This is a genomic window from Aquimarina longa SW024, from assembly GCF_001401755.1.
GTDB lineage: Bacteria > Bacteroidota > Bacteroidia > Flavobacteriales > Flavobacteriaceae > Aquimarina > Aquimarina longa.
Genome location: NZ_AVQK01000014.1, coordinates 148,220 through 168,755, shown reverse-complemented (window position 1 = coordinate 168,755; position 20,536 = coordinate 148,220). Strand labels below are relative to the sequence as shown.

Sequence of the window (20,536 nt, the reverse complement as noted above, 5' to 3'; positions counted from 1 at the left end):
CTAGATTAAAAATAATATGTAATTAAAGTATTGGGTAGATACACAATTAGTATAGCCAAAATACTGCTTAGAAAAAAATCAATAAAACTTATTTTTTTCGTTTTTAATGCATTTATGGCAATAACCACTATTGACATTATGGAACTACCTAATAGAAAATATTTTGGATATCCAGATAAACTTTTTACGATGTAGAAAACTTCATTAATGTAAATTTCTAGTAAGGCTGTTAGGCTAAATATTAATAAAATCAGATATGATTTTTTTGATTTAAGGAAAGTGAAAAATCCAGCTAGAAAGAGTAGAAAATAAATTATCCAACGACTTGAATACAACAATATTGAATAATCAATGTACTTCCCGTTAGCTATAAATTCTGATGCAGGGTGTAAAATCCTATCATATTCGAAAAATGTTAAGAATAGAAATATCAAAATTAATATCCCTCCAAATATTCGATATAAATAATCTTTTTTCATAGTGTTATTTTGCACTCTATAGTTTTTACTTGTTTACAACGGTCTAGTGTATGATTTCGTTGCGTGTTAAGCACTAAAGTTAGTAAATAAATCACAGATAGAAAGTCCGCGAGGACTTTCGTAACCTGAACTCGATCTAAGGATTTTAGCAAAACAGTGCTAATTGTGATGTGTTTTCAGTTTCAAATTTAATAGCTGGTTTCTTTTCTTGAAAACAATAAGCAATAAGGCTAGCGACAAGATTGGTAATAAAATTACCAAAGCTTCTATGTCTGGAATGTTCTGCTTGAGCAATGTTTTTTAATTGATCATTTATAGTTTCAATTACGGATCTTTTCCTTAGTAGTATCTTATCTCTCATTGTCATTAATACATTTTTCATATTATTTTTAATATTAGTCACTAAATGCAATCCTTGATCGAATAATATCGAAGTTAATTCCTTAGATATATAGCCTTTATCGGCATATAAACTTCCAAATATTTTCTTTAGAAAGTTGTCTCTTTTCAAAGGCGTCCTATCATCTACATTGGCCTGAGTAATAATGAAATCAAGGAGTTCACCTTTATCGTTAATAATGATATGAAGCTTGAAACCATAGAACCATCCCATTGTTGATTTTCCTATAGTAGCAATATCTTTAAAGACTTTATTATTGCTAATTCTCTTATTCTTGCAAGCTCTAATTGGAGTCGAATCTATAAAAGAAATACCTGTACACTCTCCCAAACAACAAGTCTTCAAAAACAGAGTCAAAGGCATTAGATTAGATTGCATTAATTCTACAAAACGATTATAAGAAACAGTATTAGGAAATTCACTTTGTAATTGTTGTTGCACATATAAAATATAGAAATGTTTAAAAGTTCGTATCCCACTTAAATGAAACAATATCGTAATAGTTACTATCTCGCTTGTAGACATCCTAAATTTTCGATTTCTGGTCTTTTTACCTGTGGTAACTTGTCTTTTTCGCATAGCAGGCTCATAAACAGCACAAAAATCATCAATAGAACAAAATATTTCAGTAATTTTATCTTTAGAAATCATAAGCAGAATAATTTTAGTTAATTGGAATTCAGCACTTTAATTTACTAAATATTCTGCTTTTTCTATACTATAAAATCTGTTTTCTTACGTCGAACTCAGGTTCGTAAGTAGGCAATAGCCAGCAATGAATTATACACATTGTTAGCCATTGTTTTTATTCCCTATTTCAATCTTTCTTTCTAATATCAATGACTCATCAGTTAAAGCTTTAGCAATTTCAGTTCCAAGTTCAGTTAGCCATACTTTATTCGCTTTTTCCATTACAATTGCTCTTTAATTTAAATAAAAACACATAACAATTGATGCAATTATTGCTATTGTAAAGGAAATTCCTGTTGTTGGTATAACTTTATCTTTTGTAGAAAGTAAGTATTTGTCAATTCGGATTATATTTCTAATAATAGATATGTGAGACTTTCCTAAATACAAGCCTAAGATTCCTAATATGTATTTATTCAATTCAGTTTCTCTTATGAACGACAACATTATTGATAAAGAAGTAAACATTACAATAAATAATAATAACTTATTAATTGTACCATTTAGTGGAATTCGCATTGTAGGTGAGTAATAAATATTGAATAAGCCTTTTGCAGTTATTGAGTAATATAAATCATCATTTTTGTTTTTGGATAAAGAAATAACACCAAAAATAGAATCAAATACTCTATCTATATATGCAAAATAAAAAGGTGCGGCTACGCAATAAATATAGGCGAAATTCAGTAATGATAATTTAACTCCAAAAAAACTGATTTCTTTACTCCATCCAACTATAACAAAAAATATAGACATTAATAAAATAAAACCAAAGGGGAATAATCGGTCGTAAATCTTTAATTCAGATTCTATTACTTCTTTTATAGTTTTGTCGTTCATAAATAATGGCTAACGGTCTCGCATAAACGGCATTGCCAGATTTTACTGGCAATGAACGTTTTATGCATTGTTAGGCGGCGTTTTTAGCATTCATTTTCCTTAACTAAAACACCTCTTTCTCTATTTAAAAAAATATCCCACAAGAAGGAGAAATATTTTTGATTTAAAACTTTACATGTTGATTTATTGTCATCATCAATTAAGTTTTGCAGGATGATTTTTTTAATTACTAATTCTTTATTTATTTCATCATAGTTGTAGTTTATTTTTTTGATTAAATTAGAGATTTTCTCTAAATCTAAGCTGACAACTTCTTTAACTTCTCTAATTTGAATTGATTTTTCTGGGAAAAAGTACATTATCTTGCTGTTTGATTTAAACTCTATTATATCGTTAATAAACATACTTCTATCTTTTTCATCAATAAAAGCATTTACTTTAAAAATTGACTTTGAAGTGATTAATATATACTCTAACCATTTACTTGCATCATCATCTAAATAACTTTCAGACCAGAGATAATTTTGTCCATCCCATTTAAATGAGTATGTATCTGAAACTGAACTGTTAAAGTAAAATGATAATAATTTTTCTTCTTCTTTGTCCTCAATGGCTATAAAAGGGAAGTTTACCTCTTTAGAAGAATTGAATGGAGAAATTCCCTTCATAGTGAAGAGATTAATATCTGAGAAAAATTTTACCATTTCTGAATTATGCTTTTTTACAATTTCTGTTAATTCCATTCTGCCATTTTTTTTGTTGGCATCGACGCAACCAACGATAAGTAATCCAATTATGAGATGGATTAAATTTAAGTTATTTGATTTCTTTATCATCGACCATTTCTTTTTTTGATTTATAGGTGCCTCCTTTAGCGATTTTATCTAAAACCTTTTTGATGACTTTATTGTAATTAGATTCCATTACCTTGAAAGTACCATCTCTTTTTAAGATAAGGGCATTTGTAATTTCTGGAACTGATTTTTCACCTTTCTTTTGAGGCATTGCTTTCAACATAGTTCCCATAAACTTGAATGCATTGGGTTTCTTCTTATATAAATCTTGAGTTTCGTCTCCATATAACGCATTAGTGTATGCATAAAGATTATCTTCAAAATTTCCAGATGATGCTAACCCCCAGCTTCTATTTGCGTATACAGTCGCATTTAGTTGATTTGCTAATTCTTGTACGAATTTCTCAGACTGTTTTGTGTTTTTTCCTCCACCTGTATGACAAGCCATAATTAACACTTTTGTTTTTGGGCTAAGGAATTTACTAAGTTTATTAAGCTTGCTTACATTTCCCATGCTAATCTTATTTTTTGAACTCCATTTCCCTTTCCCATCATAATGAGAACCGATATAGAAAGAAGGAGAATTATAACTTCCATGAGAACTAAAATAAAGATAATTTATACCAACTTCAGTTCCAGCCTTCATATTTTCTAATTGCTTAATTAGGTCGTCTAAATTTTCTATTTTAATAGTTCGTAGATTATCAATATAGCCCACTTTTCTAAAGGAAAATTCTGTGGCATTATCTGCCCCTTTTTCATTTAATTGTGTAGCATCATCAATTCCATCATTTGCCCAGGCACCTAAATCATCCATACTACTTTCGGTTGTTTTATCAGATTTAGGTGTAACAAAGATGTTGATTTTGGTTTTCGGTTCAGGTTTGGGTTCTTTCTCAGTTGATATTTTTTTAGCGTCTAAACTCCTATCAGTATTTGGTGGTATTTTAACTGTTTCTCCTATTTCAAAAACCTTTTCTTTCCCTGATTTCAAATAAACTACCTTTGATTTATTTGTTAATTTTAATCCATTTAATTTCAAGAATTCATGAACATTTACATTATTCTTTTTTGCAATTCTATAAGCTCCGTCACCTGATTGAACTACATATTCTGAAATGCCAGAATCATCTTTCCCTTTATCCTTAATATCAGAAAAAGTTTGATTTTCTCCGTCGATTAGTTTAGTCTGTAAAGGGGTAGAAGGGCTGAAGAAAAAATCTTTATTCCCAAAAAAAGAATTCTCTCCATTTCTATTGAAAAAAGGAGTTTTGCTTGAATTTACAGATTTTGAATTATTTTCTACTTTACTTGCTTTCATTTTATTTTTCCTTTTTCATCTTTTTCAAATATTGAAATTTGTTCAGAGTTAATCCAATTCCATTTTTTTATTCTTGAAAAATATTTGTCTTTGTGCTCATACGTTTCAATAAAGTCAAACTCAGGTATTGATTTATTCTTTTTAAATATGTTCTTAAATATTCCCATTTTGAATTCTAATTAGCAATTGAGTACAACGGTCTTGTGTATGAAACGTAGCGTGTAAAAAGACGCTAACTTTTCGGGTTAACACAGAGCCAAATTTTTATATTTTGTTTTTAATTTTTCTCTTTTTAAAATCCAAATTAAAAATTTGGCGGTCTTTATAAATATACACAAACCTTTCGGTTTAGCACTTATTAGCTATGTTTTATACACTGTGTTGTGCATAGTTGTTTTAGGTGTTAAGTGAAATTTCATCCCAATCAAATTCTTTGTAAACTGTATATTCTAATGCTTTTCTTCTTTCCAATATTATGTCCAAATCAACTTTGTCCGATTGTTTTCCAGTTAAGTTGTTATTTCGAGCGAACCAATGAGCACGATAAAACTTGTCTAACATTTTAAAGATATCCACTTGATTTCTCAATTTGAATTCAGATATAAATTTTTCAGCTGGTTCGTTTTTCGCAATGTTTGGAATTAAAGAAGCAAGTGAATCTTCCACACCAGTATTCAAAGTCAGATTATTATGAAATCCACCTACCCAAGCGAAAGCCCAAATAGCTTCTACAAACCAATAAATATCGGTTTGAGTTTGTTCGGGCAAGTCAGAATATTCTGTTTCCAAATACTCTAATTCCTCAGCGTTTAGTTTCGTTAAAAGTCCGTTTTCTTTAAGCCATTTTTTTATTATTTCTCTTGGTGCTTGAAGATGCAACTGAAATAATGCTGTGAGAACCATTGTTCTACGAGCAATTTCTTTTGGTTCTCTAAATTCAGGACTATCCAAATAGGGTAGGTGTTCAATTACTTCAATTCCAGAAGAACGTAATTCTCTAGTATTCTTATCTTTTATTTTTTTAGGCTTAATTTTCTTTTGAAACAACATTTTTCTTCAATTATGCACAACGTGTTTGTGTATGGTTAGTTGCGTGATTTAAGCACTAAAGTTAGCAAATAAATCACAGATAGAAAGTCCGCGAGGACTTTCGTAAGTAGGCTATAACCAGCAATTAATTATACACGGTGTTGTAGCTAGTTTTTTAATGTTCAATACAATCACAATCTGCATCTCCATAATAACCAGTTTTTCGTTTTTCCTCTTTTATTTTTCTGTATGTTATTGTATCTGTTATAATTGGTTTTTTCCAACCTATATTTTTATTTGGATTCTTTTGTTTAATTAAAACAATAATTTTGTCATTCAACTTTTTTAATGGTAATACTTTACAATCACTCCCATTTTCTGATGTTCCAAATTGATTTGATTTATTTAGAAGTTGGAACCCAAACTTCATTCTTTCATTCTTATTACTAATTATCGGTACTCTAAAATTATAAGAATTATTTACTTTTCCGTTAATGTAATTATCTTTCGAAGTACAAGCTGTGTCAATTCTTATAATAGTATTATTTAGTAATTCAAATTCATTTTTGTCTGGTAGAAATAAAATTCTGTCGTAATCAATAATATTCTCATTTGTATAATTTTTTGGATAGAAAACAATCAAAATAGTTGTTAGGAAAATAAAATTTGAGATAAATAATTGGCTTTTTATTTTTTTTTCAAACCATTTTCTAAATATCAAAACTTGAAAATATGTAATGATTATAAATGTGATTATAAAAGATATTACCAGCCAAGGTTCTTCTTTTTTTTCGGCACTAAAAATAGCTATATGAAGATTTTTTTCAATTGATAATTGATAGAAAATTAATATTGATATATAAAAGAAAGAGTTTAGAATAATCGATTTCCCTAATCTGTTATTTGTTCCTTTTAATATAGAAAACGAAAATATTGTAGAAATTATTAACCCGATTATAAGATATAAATGAATATCTAAAATCGTTTCAATTCCTTGGTTAAGGTGATATGTTGTTTCGTTCATCAAATTAGCTACAACGGTTACGTATATGAAAAGTAGGCGATTTTGAAGTACTGAGCTTTCAGTTAAACACAAAGTTTGATACAAGCCAAGTTCTTTATTTTATTGCTGTTTCGCCTATTTTTTATATACATTGTTAGCCACTGGCATTATTTTCGCATTATATTTAATATCTCTTATTTTTAATTTCAACCAATTCCATTTGCCATCTTCCAAATACCAATTTGCTTCACATTCTGTAGGTATTTTTATTCCATTTCTATCTTCAATTTTGGTTGCGATAACAGTCCATTTGGTAGGCTCTGCATCAGTTGCATCTTTGTAACGCATTGCCGCAACTTTTTTAAAATTTCCATTTTCATCAAAATAAAATTCACCCGAACCTTTAGTTCCTTTATATTCCATTGTCGCTTTGGCAGAATAGTCGTTTATAGACTCCCATTTTATGTACTGGTTAAGAGAAGCTGAAGGGAACCAAACAATTTCTGCCAAAAACCGCTGTAAAGTTGCTTGATTTACTTTTTCGCTATTCCTTGCATTTGCAATTGGGATGAGTGAAAGGAGCTTTATTAACATTTCGCCTTTGCCGTTTTCAAATTTATCTCTACCTACTACACTCAATATCGCATTCATTTCTGTCTTAATGTTCCAGCTGAACGAAGGCGGGGAAATGGTAAAATATTGTTCTGCTGTACTATTATACCAGTCTGTTTGTTCAGGTTTGAGTTTAAGCTGTAATTCTTGAGTTAAATACACATTTGAAACCATTTTCTCGCCGATTACTCCACTGCTAATTAACCATTTTTGAACTATTAGAGGTAAATCTTTTATAGCTTCTTTAGTAACAATTTCTTGGCTTTTGAGCTGCGAATTTTCGAATAACACGGTTCTTTCTCTTTTGATTTTATCTTCAAATTTGAATCTTGAATACCCAATAATTGCTGCTATTAGAACTACTAGGTTAGCTATTGTCCCAAATTTTGCTTCTGACCAATAATTAAAAATTAGTATTTGCGAAATAATAACTGCCAAAATCCCACTTAACCACCAATAATCGGAATGTATAAGAACTAGAACAATTGTTATAGCAAATAGAACAAATGCTAGTAACCAAAATATTCCGTAAGTTTTTAAAACCGGTTGTGAAATCGCTTGAAATTCAGATATACCAAATGCTTTAAAAAAACCAAATAAATGGATAATCCCGTGTATTCCAATTAATATGATTAAAGTTATCCGCATTTTGCTCTGCTTGTGGCTAACAATGTTGTAATAGCAATTGCTATTACATTCCATGTATTTATTACAAATCTAGGCTATTTCTAATTGATTACAAATAATATACACCTACCTCGTGTAAAATCAGAAAACTTAAAAATATGACTCCTATTTATAATAGTTTCAAGATAGAATAAGTATTTACAGTTTATTTTGATAACTATCCTAAGATAAAAATATTTTTTTCTCAGTTTCGAAAAATGAAACTCATATGCTGTATACTTGCTCTTAATTAAAGATAGTAATATATATAATCGCTATTTCGGAAAGCATAATTACTCTATCGGAAAGCATGATTGTTATTTCGGAACTCATAATTACTCTGTCGGAACTCATGATTGCTTTATCGGAAAGCATAATTACTCTGTCGGAACTCATAATTACTTTATCGGAAAGCATGATTACTTTGTCGGAACTCATGATTGTTATTTCGGAAAACATGATTACTCTAACGGGATATATAATTAGTAGATTAGAACAGTAGTGCTTGCTAAAATTTATGGATTATAAAGACAATCAATAAAAACAACTACCTATAAACAGTATAAAAGTTAAAATATAAGTATGATAATTTCAAAAAAATCACAACCAAAACTACTAGAACAATATCGTATCGCATTAGAAAATGTTAAAGAACAATCAGAAATCGCTATAAAGATGGCAGACCTTAGTTATGATGCTATTAAAATTGCAGAAGGAAAAGAATTACTCATACAAACTCGTAATGGATATGATTTTAATAAAAAAGAAAACGAAAAAACGGTAGCAGCATCAACACTTTTTAAACAAGAAAAAAAACACTTAGACAAACAGTTTAAAGAACATCGAAAAAAATCAAAAGCTATATTGCGCAAAAACCCTGAAATACTACAAAAATTAGGAATAGATACCGTAGTTCCCAATGCATATATAAACTGGATAGAAATGATACGTAGGTTTTATACCAATATAGATAAAGACATATTACAAAAATTAAAACCATTAAAAATAACTGCAGAAGATATCCATGCTAGTAAACTGCAGATAGAAAAGGTAGAAAAAGCACGTGCAGTATATATTCAAAAAGTAGGCGAATCACAAGATGCTACTAAACAAAAGAATATAATCTTTGCCAAAATGGAAGATTGGATGAGAGACTTTTATAACATTGCAGTGATAGCACTAAAGGATAGCCCTCAACTCTTAGAAGCCATCGGAAGAAAAAGAAAAAGTTAGTCGATTAACCTATAGCATATCCCTCCACTCTATTGGGAATTAGGATAGGATTCCGGTATAGCTGCAATTAGCAGATCATCATGCAAGCAGAATATACACTACCTATTACCGAGAATGTATGGTATTTTTTCTCTAATAGCAGTGATATACTTTTCTCTATTATAATAAGTATCAAATACAGATTCGTATTCTTTATAAATCTGTTCTATATCTATGATCACATTTTTTTCGAAATCTATGATCTGATCTACAATATCATTAATAGAAGAAGAGGTTATCATTATTGTATATTCTAAACTAGAAAATCTATGTCTAAAATCATCTATCGTATCCGAAAAAATAGGAATAACACCACTCCCCATATACGTACTCATCTTGGTAGGTGTTGACACATTATTCAGTTTAAGGTTTTCTCGTAATAGAAACCCATACTTATAAGCTAACAACTCTTTAGCAATATCCTGTAACGGCACATATTTTACACGTACGACATCATCAATATCCAGTATTTTTAGCTTATTATACGCAATATCTTTCTGAGCAGTTAATAATGTTAATGTTGCATTAGGTATCCGTGAGCTAATATTTTTAAACACACTTAATGTTTCATCAATGCATTGCCAACTAGACATCGAACCAATATAGACAAAAGAAGGTTCTTTATAATTCTTTTTAATAATCTCAGGAAGTAGATTGCTATTAAAACATGGCATTATACTATAATTACTTTTTTTATAATAGTACTTCTTTTTATAATGCGATCTCATTGCTTCTGAGACAAAAAAATTAAATGCAGAGAACATCAAAGCTATTTTTTCTAAAAAAGAATGTTTTATATATCCTCTTTTCTTTCCTCCTAGACTTAGAGATTCTTCTGGGCTAATCCCCTGATACCAATTAAAAACAGTTAATCCTGGTTTATAAAGTTTAACCTCTAAAAAACTTCTGGCAGTATACGTTACTACTAAAGTATCTTTTACTAAATCTCCAAGAGAAGAAGTAATTACGATCTCTGCTTCTTCCGATAATGCCATATGAAGCGTTTTTAAATACACTTTTGTAGCATCGCTTACAGGACTTGATCTAGAGATATAAAATATAACATTCATTTCTTTAATACTTGCTTATAGTTTGGTCAGACAGTCTTCTTTTTAATCATAATTAAACGGTAAAAAAAGAATGAAAATACGAGCATACTACCAATCATACTAATTAACCTTAGACCAATACTCATATCCGGATAATAATAAACACTTACTACTATTGTTATAAAAAGGATCCAGATAATGAATGAATCTGTAGATTTTATTAAATGTATCGGAATAATTTTTCTTTTGATATAAATAGGAAAAACAATAATCGTATTAATACTATATGCTATCAGATAACTTATAGCTAGACTTTTAGGAGTTTTATCAGAAAAACAATAAAAACTAACAAGTAAGGCAACTCCCCATATCATATTACTTAAAAAACTAAACCACATTAGATTGTTTACAATCATAATTCTGGCAAGTCCCTGTTTATACAACATCACCACTGTAGTAAATACTACTAAAAAAAGAGTTACCCTATAGTTATCATCTAACACATATTCTTTTCCAAAAATACTACCAAAAAAGTATGAGAAAAACAAAATAGGTAATGATACCAATATCCCTATAGCCCATGGGAGTACAACATTTATTCTATCAATACTACCCGAACTATTTTTTTTTGTCATTATAGTTATCAAAGGAGCATTTATAGTATTGGTAATCATCAATAATAAGGTCTGAAATAGTACAATAGCTGCATATAAACCTAAATATGCATAGCCATTATCTGAGTTGACCATAATTGTATCTACTAACCATTTAAACGGAATAACCATTAATCCAGTTAAGATTGCTGGTAATGTAAATTTTTTTAAAACCCTATACTCTTCTTTAAAAGCAAATGTAAATTTGATTGTATTCTTATGCATATGCTTTCTCAAAAAATAAAAGCTTAAGATCACCTGAAAAAATGTTCCTAGAACAAATCCTAAAAAAGTCCCCTCTATACCATACAATAATGCTCCATAATAGAGTAACCCAAAAAGTACTACCCCATAAATGCTATTAATAATCATTAAATCTTTAAAACCTTTAAATCCCTGTAGACTTCCTGAAAGAACTCCATTTATAGCATTTAAAAATAATAAGAAAGCGCTGATTTTTAATGTAATTACTAAACTTGGAGAGTTTAATATAGTAGTCGATAAAAATTCAGCTCCAAAAAAAAGTACGCTACTAAGAAACAATCCTACAATAATAGATACAACAAATGAAAGGCTTATAATTTTATTAATCCGATGAAGATTCTCTGATAATAATTGCGGTATATATTTAGTTACGGTTAATCCTATACCTGAGCCTACAAATAGTACAAACATATTGATGGTAGATTTTACAATACCCACTTGCCCATTACCCTCTTTACCCAATATTTTAGCAACCATTACCCATGCTATAAATAAAGTTACTTTAGAAATAATTCCGCCTAATAACGACCAAAATGAATTGCGTATTAACTCTTTTAGATCATTAGAAAACTGAAAGTTCTTTATTTTTTGTACAACTGTTTTCAAATAGGGTTTATATAGTTAATTATCATAGTTCTATACTGAATTTTTATATATATTCTTTGACCTTATCTATCTGCTCTATCTTTTTTAACTGATCAACATTAGATTGAAAATTTGAGATTTCTAATTTAGAGATTTCTTTAATTTTATCAATAATACTATTTGCATCACTAAATGTTTCTAATCCGACGACATAATCATTGTTTTTATATATCAGATTAGCCATTCCAAAAGATTTTCTACTATATGATAAGAATATTGCAGGGATTTTTGTGGCTACGGCATTTACAGCACAATGCATTCTGGCAGCTATAACAATATCACACTTTTTTAATTCTTCCTTAATTCCTATAAAACCAGGGTCATCTTCTACAATTCTTATATTTTGAGGATATATTCTTGATACCATATCTTTTATTTTTAAAAGATACCGATAATCATCATCATTAATATCTTCTGATATTACATGAGGTAATAAAACGATATCACAATTAAACGTTCTTATTATTTTTAGAATAGTATCCACTTGCTGAGCAATCATCTTTTGGAGATCATCTGTAAAATAAAACGTCGATAATGGACTTAAGTTTATTCCTATCGTATTCTTTTTTGTTCGAGTTTCTGTTATCAATTTTTCATTTGCTGTAGCTACATAAAAAGCAGGATCTGGTAAAAAAATAACATTTTCATGAATACCTATACTTTTTAAATAATTAATGGTTTCATGCTCTCTACTAATGATTAATGATACATTTCTAAGATGTTTTTGAATCTTTTTTAAAATTTTAGGATAGCTATCAAAAGGACCTATTGAGGCTCCCCATATGATATATTTTTTACCTTTCTTTATTGCAATGTCTCCTAGTTTCATTAAAGAATATGGATACACTCCCTTAGCACTTAGGGTATACATATCTCCACCAATAGATACAATAATATCATAATCATCAATGATTTTAAAAGAATCATAATACACCTTATAATCAATACCTATGTATGATACTAATTTTCTGATTATTCTTCTTTTTATAGCTCCTTTTACAGGTCTTTCTATAATTTCTACATCACAGCCTTTTAACCGTTTTTTATCTTCTTCTACATTAATAGATGCATATGTTATTGAGGCTTTAGGGAAAGCTTTCTTTAAGTTATCTACTGTCCCTCTTACAATTGCTTCGCATCCATAATTGTAGACTCCTAATATGCCATATAATAAGATTCTTTTCATTTTCTGATTAATTTTCTTATCCAATATTTTTTTCTAAACAAATGCTCTATTTTAGTATAATACGCTAACTCTGCTTTGGTTTTTGATATTTTTTCTTCAAAGTTTTTCCCTTTTTCAATTCTCTCTTCAATCCAAAAAATGGTACTCTCTTTTTGAAGTTTCTGTCTAAGTTTAAAGATTTTTGATTTTAAGGGATTCTCAATCCATATTCTTCTAGTTCTCTTAGGAGGAATAATATCTCCCCTTTTTTTTGCCCATTTTAATCTATAAGACAACCCTACTCTTCTATGATTATAATTCCCCTCTTGCGAAAGAGATGCTTGTTTTTGATGAATACCATCACATATCAATTGCTGAGCACTCATACCAGTGCTTATTAACTGTTCTGCAAATTGAGTTCTGGTGATAATAAGGCTATGCCCTGCTCCATCTTTATTATAAGGAGGAATCCATGCATCTCCTAAAGAGATATCTGCTAATTCTCCAGAAAGATCTTCACAAAAATCACATGGATTAGGTTTAAAATATCCTGTACCCCACATATCCCCTACTTTTTTCATAGGCAATAATAAAGGAGTATTATCATCCCCTTTTTTACTACACGAGAATGAATAATCTCCTGCAGTAGAATTTATATTTTTCACCCTATACTCAGGCTTTATAATCTCATCATACCTAACATCAATCTTAGAAGCTAAGTATTCCGTAAAAAATGTACTCTTTAACCCACCGCAGAAAATACTGATACAAAACTTTATTGTCTTCCAGTTTTCTGGTTCTGATACTTGTGCCAATCGAATAGCTTTTATAGTGCACGGCAACCCTATTATAGCATATGACTCGTTTGTTCCCTTGATTAATCTTGCTATATCACCAATATGCATTGGATAATATTTTGTTTTTGAAGTAAGGTTAATATCCTCTATAGTATCAATTATTGTGTATTTATAAAATACTGAATCGTCCTTATCATTTTCTATAGTAGCAATAATTTTATCCACTATTTTATGTTTCAGTAATTGTTTAAGCAACCAAGTAGCAATTCCCCCAGAAGAAGCCTCTCTTCTATACTCTTTTGCATATCCTACATATAAAGAATTATACCCCCCAAAAGACTTAGAATAATTAGGCGAATCATTTTCTTTTGTTATTGTAGACAGTATAGCATCTTCTGTGGCTACTTTTTTTTCTGGAAATGGATTAAAAGGACACACCTTTAGACAATTTCCTTTATCATCACATTGATCTTTTTCTAAAAAAGGCTCATAAGTACCTTGCTGGTTTAATCTAATTCCTAAATTATGAGAAGGACAAACAGCAGCACACATCCCACATCCAATACATAAGTCATTTGCAACTACTCTTGATATTACATTATTCATTTACTAATGGTTAATTAATATTTCTCATTAAAAGTATATGTAGTATCATTTATCTACTTAAGAATTAGTTTTGTTTCATCCTTAGCGTGTATATCCTTTATAAAACCTACAATTTTATGACTAGCATCTCCATTACCATATGGATTATGTAACAAGCTCATTTTAGTATATCTATTTTTATTTCTTAATAGACTTTCTGTTTCTGATACAATTTTTTCTACCTCTGTACCTACTAATACAACTGTACCTGATTCTACCGCTTCTGGTCTTTCGGTTGTATCACGCATTACTAAAACAGGTTTTCCTAAGCTTGGCGCTTCTTCTTGTATCCCTCCACTATCTGTGATAATCAAATATGCTTTATCCATTAACCATATAAAAGCTGGATAGCTCAATGGTATGATTAGTTCTATCCCTTGTACATTAGATAATAACTGATAAACAGGTTTTTGTATTTTAGGATTTAAGTGTACAGGATATATAATTTGTACATTTTCATTCTGTAAAGCTATTTTCTGTAAAGCCATACATATATTATGAATACCCTGTCCATAATTTTCTCTTCTATGACCCGTTACCAATATTAAGTCCTTATCCGGATCTATTATTTGTTTTAGATTTTCAATCTCTGCATCTTTATATCTAGAAGATCTTACCTTATTTACACTATATTCTAAAGCATCGATAACTGTGTTTCCTGTAACAATAATTCTTTCATCAGAGATATTCTCCTTTAGTAGGTTTTCTTTTGATTTTACTGTTGGCGCAAAATGATAGTCAGAAATACGCCCAGTAATGGATCTATTCATCTCTTCTGGAAAAGGAGACTTTTTATTAAAAGTTCTCAATCCAGCCTCTATATGACATACCTTTGTTCCTGAATAAAATGCTGCTATACTAGAAGACATAGTGGTAGTTGTATCACCATGTACATATACATAATCGGGTTTAAATTCTTCTAAAATAGGTTTTAATCCTATTATTATTCTAGCAGTTAAAGTATATAACGTTTGATTTGGCGTCATTACATCCATATCATAATCTGGTGTAATTTCAAAAAATGATAACACTTGATCTAGCATTTCTCTATGCTGAGCAGTACTACAAACTTTAGTCTCAAAAATACCTCTATGCTTTGAAAACTCTTTTATTAATGGGATCATTTTTATAGCCTCCGGTCTTGTCCCAAAAACAATTAAATTTTTTATCATCGTCATATACTATTACTAATTCATAAAACACTATTGATTAAACCTAAATATGCCGATCTAAATAATTTCTGTAAAAATTACACATACTGTACTTTCTTAGCATTACTGATCAATAAAGGGTGATAATCATTCTTTAGAGGGCTTAATTCTGCTTCTCTTATATCATGCACTATTTGTATTGAAGGTCTGGCATCAATTAATCCAAACCCATTTCCTTTTAAAATTTCTTCATAACTTTTAGTGTGCAATTCCGTAAAACCTGAACTAAATTCAATTTCATTTCCATCAATCTCTATAGAACGATAAGTTCTTTGATTTCTCATTTTAATAGACTCTGGTATATTTTTATAATCAATAGAAAGAAACCATCTTACTCTAGCTCTTTCTAGTTCCATATATCCTGATGCATTATGTTCATCTCTCTTATGCACTATATTTTCTGTAACCCCTCCAAATATCCAATGTAACATATCAAAAAAATGGACCCCAATATTAGTTGCAACTCCTCCCGACTTACCTATTTCTCCTTTCCAAGAATTAGTATACCAACTACCTCTAGAAGTTATATAAGTAAGATCAACATCGTATATTTTATCTTTAGGCCCCTCATCTACCATCTTTTTTAGTGCCATAATGCTATGATGTAATCGTAATTGTAAGATTGTATGTACTCTTTTTCCTGACTCCTTTTCTATTTCTATAAGAGGTTGTATGTTCCAGGGATTTAAAACAAGAGGTTTTTCGCATATTGCATTTGCTCCTCTACGAAGTGCCATTCTTATATGAGCATCATGTAAATAATTTGGAGTACATATACTTACATAGTCTAAAAGGACACCTTTTCTTCTTTTTAGTTTTTCAATATGCCTATCAAAACGCTCGAACTCTACAAAAAAATCAGTATTAGGAAAATAACTATCTAATATCCCTACGCTGTCAAATTTATCAAGTGCTGCTAAAAGGTTATTGTCTGTATCCTTAATTGCCTTAAGATGTTTAGGTGCTACATAACCTGCTGCTCCAATCAATGCAAAGTTTTTTTTCATCATCATATAAATAATTATTTGTTTTTTAACACTTTATATTCTTTATCTGTACTTATTAAAAAAGGGGTAGAACAGAAATCATACTTCTTTTTTGACAAAATATGTTTTAAAAACTTGTTGATCTTTTAAATTATATATTTCTTCACTTTCGGAACAGGTTGCTATTCCCTCTAAGTTAAACTCCAATCGGTGTCCATATTCACTCATCCATCCTATTTGTTTAGCTGGATTTCCTACAACCAACGCATATGGTTTTACGTCTTTAGTAACTACAGCACCTGCACCTACAAAAGCATATGTCCCTATATTATTACCACATATTATAGTCGCATTAGCTCCTATCGTTGCGCCTTTTCCTATATGAGTTTTACTATACTGCCCCCTCCTATTAACACTACTTCTAGGGTTAATTACATTTGTAAATACACAAGAAGGACCAAGAAATACATCATCATCACAGATAACCCCTGTATAAACAGATACGTTATTTTGTATTTTTACATTGTTACCCAAAATAACTTTTGGAGAGATGACTACATTTTGACCAATATTACAATGGTCACCAATAATACAGTCTGTCATAATATGCGAGAAATGCCATATTTTAGTATCATTTCCTATCGTGCATCTTTCATCTATTTCAGCAGTTCTATGCACAAAATAATTGGGTTCCATATATCTAATTAATTAATTTATATTATTTTAATACTATTCACAACCAGAATATCATAGAAACAGAATGCTGTAAATGATTCGCATTTCCAGGAGTATTATTATCTATTGAGAATTTCCCTAATGTTTGAAAATTAAGCCATAAATACATGCCTAATTTTATATTTATACCAAATCCAAAATTGATGCTGTTATTAATAACACTATCAAAAAAATTACCTCCCCATCCACCAATAAAATAACCAGTATAATTAGCATGCCTTGCATCTTGCCAATAATTAGACGTATAATTCTTTAGCATAAAATCAATTGCGAAATAATTAATTGCCTCTGTATTATAATTATCATTCACTTTTTTACCCTTACTAAACTCATTAAGAGATAGTGATAGCTCTGCTCCATAATCATACTCAAATCTTTTTTCTATAGTTGTCTTAATCAAACGAGAAAAATTCCAGTTATTCTCTATATCAAGTAACTCTCCAAAACGACTACCAGAGTTATCCACCACATTTACACCTATACCTAGTACCCAAGGATCATTCTCTTGTGAATAAGTAAAAGGTGCTTTTATAACAAACACTACTACAAATAAAAATCGTGTCAAAGCCATATAAGTTCATGTCTCTTATCTAGTTAATTAATCAATCTGGGATTACAACTGATTAAAACACTCTAATTAATGAACAACAAATTATTTGACAAATGTGGGTTTCGAAATATAAAATAAACTATGAAGTATAATTTTTCAAATCTATCATGTACCTCTTCTTTGTAAATTTAATAGATTTTAATGTAAATCAGATACTGTTTTTCCTCAAAAAATCAACTGATTATCAATATATTAAACCCACAAAAAGAGTGTTTTAAAATAAGGTTTTTACAGATCTTCAAGAGGTAATAAACCGTACTTCTTTTTAACAAATTGAAAGACAAAGTTTATGATAAGAAGTTACTAAACAGTTAATTATCTATTTTTAAGCCCAAAATAATATTTCATATAATTACTTGTAAATTATAAAAACATTTATACGATATTTTTTATAAAATAGAAAAAGTTAAATGTGTTCTTTAAAAAAAATTAAAGCTAAAAAACAAAATTAAACCGTAATTAAGTCCCTATTTTTATTGAAACATCTTGAAGAAAAAAAATAGCCTTTTTATAAAATAAACCACTATAGATTTAAAAATCCATAGTTTTAAATAAAATCAAAAATGAAAAACAAATCAATAGACTTAGAATCAAACATAAAGATACCAATATTTAAATACTCATATTTTTAAAACACTAGTCAATGGAACTGCTAAAAAAATGTATCCTAGATAAAATCTATATTGATAACAACTCTTTAAACTCTATAATCTCTTCTTTTGAAATTAAAAAAATAAAAAAAGGAGATTTTTTTCTTGAATCAGGAAAAATCTGCCGAAAAATGGCATTTATCGAATCAGGGTATTTAAGAATGTATGATATAGTAGAAGGAAAAGAAATTACTTTTTGGATTGGTAGTAGCGGAAAATTTATTACTTCACTTTCTAGTTTTATTTTCAAATCCGAAAATTATTGGAATATTCAAGCATTGACTGATTGTACATTATGCGTTATTAGTAGAGATAATCATTTTAGTATCTGTAAACAACAACCTAAATGGCTTGAGTTTGATAATTTATTACTCGCACATTCTTTTGCATTATTAGAACGTAGTATGTTTGCGCAATTGCATACAACTGCAAAACAAAGGTTTGAATCTTTACTTAATGATGAACCTACTCTGTTTAATAATGTTCCGCTTCAGTATATCGCTTCTATGCTTGGGATTACTCCAGAATCATTAAGTAGATTAAGAAAAAATTGGACGCAGTCAATTTCTTAACATTTATCAAGAGGAAATAATACATACTATAGGACATTTGTAGAAACAAAAACATAATACATCATGAGCTTTTTACAAACTGTATTACTATGCAATACTATTTTTTCATTTATAACAGGTATTTCTCTTATACTATTTAATAAAACAATAGCAAGTTGGTTTAACAAGCAAAATTCAGTTATTTTTTGGGTAATTGGGATAGGACTTCTCTATTTTTCGTATTCTGTATATATTCAAATTAAAAATCCTAAACCTGATGCAGTCTTTTATATTATAACCCAAGATATAATATGGGTATTGGTCAGTGTAGTTATAGTGATAATAAAACCATTTAATATTTCAACTATAGGATATCAAACTATTTCTATTATTGCTTTTATAATTCTGTTGTTTGGTATTGGACAAACTATAGGGCTTGCTCAAATAGATAATGTAAGTCAAAAAAAAGTTAAACATCTAGAATATAAAAGAATTGTGAACGCTTCAAAAAAAAGTACTTGGGAGGTAATTTCGGATGTTGCAAATTATCACAAAGTTGCTCCTAATATTGATCGTGTAGAGATTATATCTGGTAAAGGAGAAGGTATGGTTAGAAGCTGTTCACATAAAGCTGACAGTTGGACAGAAACTGCTATTTTATGGGAAGAAGGAGAGCAATACTCTTTTCGAGTGCATACAAATGCTAAGGATTACCCCTATCCTTTAAAATTATTAAAAGGAACCTGGAAAGTTGTAGAGATTTCTGAAAACAAAACAAAAATCATAATGATGTTTGACTTTGCTTATAAAAAGAAAATTCACAACATTATAATTCATCCTTTTATGAAAAAAGAGTTTAACAAGATTTCTAATGAGCTACTTGACAATTGGGTAGATATTCTAAGTGATAAATAGTACCCTTATAAAATAAAATTACTAATCAAAATTATTTTTTTGTATGTACATATTTTTTGGATGAAAAGCGAAAAGAAGATCTAACTTCATATCCTAAAACAAATAAATTTCATTCATTATAATAATGAATGAAATTAAATTATACATATAATAAAAAAATCTAATATTATAATTCATCTATGCTTCTCCCGTAGGACCAAAGTTCATCGGAATTGGTGGTTGCTCGTAGTCTTTAATTTCTCCGTGTGCTGCTTCGAATCTGTTTATATTATCATGAAGAGCTTTTAATAATCTTTTTGCATGTTGTGGAGTTAAGATAATCCTACTCTTTACTTTACTCTTAGGTCTACCTGGCATAATATTTACAAAATCAACTACAAATTCTGAAACTGAATGATTAATAATTGCAAGATTACTATACACTCCATCTGCTGTAGCCTCATCTAATTCAATATTTAACTGATTTTGATTCTCATTATCTACCATATCTCTTATTTATTTTTAAAAAATGCTTTGGTCAAAAAAAAAGAAAGCCTGCCTAAAAAGGCAGGCTA

The 20,536-nt window shown here is 29.3% G+C and carries 19 protein-coding genes; 3 read left to right on the top strand and 16 right to left on the bottom strand.

Translation table 11 applies throughout. From position 1 onward, the window contains the following. Nucleotides 1-624: 624 nt before the first annotated feature. From N456_RS01890 to N456_RS01860, 7 genes are all read right to left on the bottom strand, one after another. Nucleotides 625-1,530: an IS982 family transposase gene (locus N456_RS01890; RefSeq protein WP_062053312.1), complete on the bottom strand. Its 906-nt coding sequence runs from the start codon at nucleotides 1,528-1,530 to the stop codon at nucleotides 625-627. 273 nt (nucleotides 1,531-1,803) lie between these two features. Next, complete coding sequence (locus N456_RS01885) at nucleotides 1,804-2,409, bottom strand: hypothetical protein (RefSeq protein WP_062053309.1); 606 nt, start codon at nucleotides 2,407-2,409, stop codon at nucleotides 1,804-1,806. An 83-nt stretch (nucleotides 2,410-2,492) separates the two neighbouring features. After that, nucleotides 2,493-3,152, bottom strand: coding sequence for a hypothetical protein (locus N456_RS01880; protein ID WP_148639145.1), 660 nt, complete (start codon nucleotides 3,150-3,152; stop codon nucleotides 2,493-2,495). 73 nt (nucleotides 3,153-3,225) lie between these two features. After that, nucleotides 3,226-4,524, bottom strand: coding sequence for a LysM peptidoglycan-binding domain-containing protein (locus N456_RS01875; protein ID WP_062053305.1), 1,299 nt, complete (start codon nucleotides 4,522-4,524; stop codon nucleotides 3,226-3,228). A 396-nt stretch (nucleotides 4,525-4,920) separates the two neighbouring features. Further along, the gene (locus N456_RS01870) at nucleotides 4,921-5,574 is read right to left on the bottom strand and encodes a DUF4272 domain-containing protein (RefSeq protein ID WP_062053303.1); all 654 of its coding nucleotides are present in this window, start codon (nucleotides 5,572-5,574) and stop codon (nucleotides 4,921-4,923) included. A 154-nt stretch (nucleotides 5,575-5,728) separates the two neighbouring features. After that, nucleotides 5,729-6,577, bottom strand: coding sequence for a hypothetical protein (locus N456_RS01865; RefSeq protein WP_062053301.1), 849 nt, complete (start codon nucleotides 6,575-6,577; stop codon nucleotides 5,729-5,731). Between the two features lie 114 nt (nucleotides 6,578-6,691). Then, nucleotides 6,692-7,816 (bottom strand): DUF6920 family protein, encoded by a 1,125-nt coding sequence (locus tag N456_RS01860; RefSeq protein ID WP_062053299.1) that lies wholly within the window; start codon nucleotides 7,814-7,816, stop codon nucleotides 6,692-6,694. 600 nt (nucleotides 7,817-8,416) lie between these two features. On the opposite strand from N456_RS01860, the gene N456_RS01855 reads away from it, so the two are divergent. Beyond that, entirely contained in the window at nucleotides 8,417-9,067 is a 651-nt protein-coding gene (locus N456_RS01855) for a PQLLE family protein (protein ID WP_062053297.1), read from the top strand. A 98-nt stretch (nucleotides 9,068-9,165) separates the two neighbouring features. On the opposite strand, the gene N456_RS01850 is transcribed toward N456_RS01855, so the two are convergent. From N456_RS01850 to N456_RS01815, 8 genes are all read right to left on the bottom strand, one after another. After that, the gene (locus N456_RS01850) at nucleotides 9,166-10,176 is read right to left on the bottom strand and encodes a hypothetical protein (RefSeq protein ID WP_062053295.1); all 1,011 of its coding nucleotides are present in this window, start codon (nucleotides 10,174-10,176) and stop codon (nucleotides 9,166-9,168) included. Nucleotides 10,177-10,202: 26 nt separating this feature from the next. Beyond that, nucleotides 10,203-11,678, bottom strand: coding sequence for an oligosaccharide flippase family protein (locus tag N456_RS01845; RefSeq protein ID WP_062053293.1), 1,476 nt, complete (start codon nucleotides 11,676-11,678; stop codon nucleotides 10,203-10,205). A gap of 43 nt (nucleotides 11,679-11,721) precedes the next feature. Next, the gene (locus N456_RS01840; protein ID WP_148639144.1) at nucleotides 11,722-12,903 is read right to left on the bottom strand and encodes a polysaccharide pyruvyl transferase family protein; all 1,182 of its coding nucleotides are present in this window, start codon (nucleotides 12,901-12,903) and stop codon (nucleotides 11,722-11,724) included. Then, complete coding sequence (locus N456_RS01835) at nucleotides 12,900-14,285, bottom strand: Coenzyme F420 hydrogenase/dehydrogenase, beta subunit C-terminal domain (protein WP_062053289.1); 1,386 nt, start codon at nucleotides 14,283-14,285, stop codon at nucleotides 12,900-12,902. Before N456_RS01835 ends, N456_RS01840 begins: the two co-directional genes overlap by 4 nt. A 53-nt stretch (nucleotides 14,286-14,338) precedes the next feature. Further along, nucleotides 14,339-15,496, bottom strand: a complete 1,158-nt coding sequence (gene wecB, locus N456_RS01830; RefSeq protein WP_062053287.1) for a non-hydrolyzing UDP-N-acetylglucosamine 2-epimerase — start codon at nucleotides 15,494-15,496, stop codon at nucleotides 14,339-14,341. Between the two features lie 77 nt (nucleotides 15,497-15,573). Then, the gene (locus N456_RS01825) at nucleotides 15,574-16,542 is read right to left on the bottom strand and encodes a Gfo/Idh/MocA family protein (RefSeq protein ID WP_420834719.1); all 969 of its coding nucleotides are present in this window, start codon (nucleotides 16,540-16,542) and stop codon (nucleotides 15,574-15,576) included. Between the two features lie 78 nt (nucleotides 16,543-16,620). Then, nucleotides 16,621-17,217 carry an acyltransferase gene (locus N456_RS01820; RefSeq protein WP_062053283.1) on the bottom strand — a complete coding sequence of 199 codons (597 nt, stop codon included), beginning with the start codon at nucleotides 17,215-17,217 and terminating at the stop codon, nucleotides 16,621-16,623. A gap of 37 nt (nucleotides 17,218-17,254) precedes the next feature. After that, on the bottom strand, nucleotides 17,255-17,827 hold the full coding sequence (locus N456_RS01815) for a hypothetical protein (RefSeq protein ID WP_062053280.1): 573 nt from the start codon (nucleotides 17,825-17,827) through the stop codon (nucleotides 17,255-17,257). A gap of 682 nt (nucleotides 17,828-18,509) precedes the next feature. On the opposite strand from N456_RS01815, the gene N456_RS01810 reads away from it, so the two are divergent. Continuing rightward, entirely contained in the window at nucleotides 18,510-19,088 is a 579-nt protein-coding gene (locus N456_RS01810; RefSeq protein ID WP_062053278.1) for a Crp/Fnr family transcriptional regulator, read from the top strand. Nucleotides 19,089-19,151: 63 nt separating this feature from the next. After that, nucleotides 19,152-19,982 (top strand): type II toxin-antitoxin system RatA family toxin, encoded by an 831-nt coding sequence (locus N456_RS01805; RefSeq protein ID WP_062053276.1) that lies wholly within the window; start codon nucleotides 19,152-19,154, stop codon nucleotides 19,980-19,982. 177 nt (nucleotides 19,983-20,159) lie between these two features. Here N456_RS01805 and N456_RS01800 read toward each other — a convergent pair whose 3' ends face one another. Next, nucleotides 20,160-20,468: a DUF3467 domain-containing protein gene (locus N456_RS01800; protein WP_062053274.1), complete on the bottom strand. Its 309-nt coding sequence runs from the start codon at nucleotides 20,466-20,468 to the stop codon at nucleotides 20,160-20,162. Nucleotides 20,469-20,536: the final 68 nt, after the last annotated feature.

Excerpts from the sequence above, each read along its gene's own strand:
- N456_RS01870 (WP_062053303.1), bottom strand. The coding sequence starts at position 5,574 with ATGTTGTTTCAAAAGAAAATTAAGCCTAAAAAAATAAAAGATAAGAAT.
- wecB (WP_062053287.1), bottom strand. The coding sequence starts at position 15,496 with ATGATAAAAAATTTAATTGTTTTTGGGACAAGACCGGAGGCTATAAAA.
- N456_RS01805 (WP_062053276.1), top strand. The coding sequence starts at position 19,152 with ATGAGCTTTTTACAAACTGTATTACTATGCAATACTATTTTTTCATTT.
- N456_RS01860 (WP_062053299.1), bottom strand. The coding sequence starts at position 7,816 with ATGCGGATAACTTTAATCATATTAATTGGAATACACGGGATTATCCAT.
- N456_RS01840 (WP_148639144.1), bottom strand. The coding sequence starts at position 12,903 with ATGAAAAGAATCTTATTATATGGCATATTAGGAGTCTACAATTATGGA.
- N456_RS01800 (WP_062053274.1), bottom strand. The coding sequence starts at position 20,468 with ATGGTAGATAATGAGAATCAAAATCAGTTAAATATTGAATTAGATGAG.
- N456_RS01865 (WP_062053301.1), bottom strand. The coding sequence starts at position 6,577 with ATGAACGAAACAACATATCACCTTAACCAAGGAATTGAAACGATTTTA.
- N456_RS01890 (WP_062053312.1), bottom strand. The coding sequence starts at position 1,530 with ATGATTTCTAAAGATAAAATTACTGAAATATTTTGTTCTATTGATGAT.
- N456_RS01825 (WP_420834719.1), bottom strand. The coding sequence starts at position 16,542 with ATGAAAAAAAACTTTGCATTGATTGGAGCAGCAGGTTATGTAGCACCT.
- N456_RS01885 (WP_062053309.1), bottom strand. The coding sequence starts at position 2,409 with ATGAACGACAAAACTATAAAAGAAGTAATAGAATCTGAATTAAAGATT.
- N456_RS01850 (WP_062053295.1), bottom strand. The coding sequence starts at position 10,176 with ATGAATGTTATATTTTATATCTCTAGATCAAGTCCTGTAAGCGATGCT.
- N456_RS01835 (WP_062053289.1), bottom strand. The coding sequence starts at position 14,285 with ATGAATAATGTAATATCAAGAGTAGTTGCAAATGACTTATGTATTGGA.
- N456_RS01855 (WP_062053297.1), top strand. The coding sequence starts at position 8,417 with ATGATAATTTCAAAAAAATCACAACCAAAACTACTAGAACAATATCGT.
- N456_RS01810 (WP_062053278.1), top strand. The coding sequence starts at position 18,510 with ATGGAACTGCTAAAAAAATGTATCCTAGATAAAATCTATATTGATAAC.
- N456_RS01880 (WP_148639145.1), bottom strand. The coding sequence starts at position 3,152 with ATGGAATTAACAGAAATTGTAAAAAAGCATAATTCAGAAATGGTAAAA.
- N456_RS01820 (WP_062053283.1), bottom strand. The coding sequence starts at position 17,217 with ATGGAACCCAATTATTTTGTGCATAGAACTGCTGAAATAGATGAAAGA.
- N456_RS01815 (WP_062053280.1), bottom strand. The coding sequence starts at position 17,827 with ATGGCTTTGACACGATTTTTATTTGTAGTAGTGTTTGTTATAAAAGCA.
- N456_RS01875 (WP_062053305.1), bottom strand. The coding sequence starts at position 4,524 with ATGAAAGCAAGTAAAGTAGAAAATAATTCAAAATCTGTAAATTCAAGC.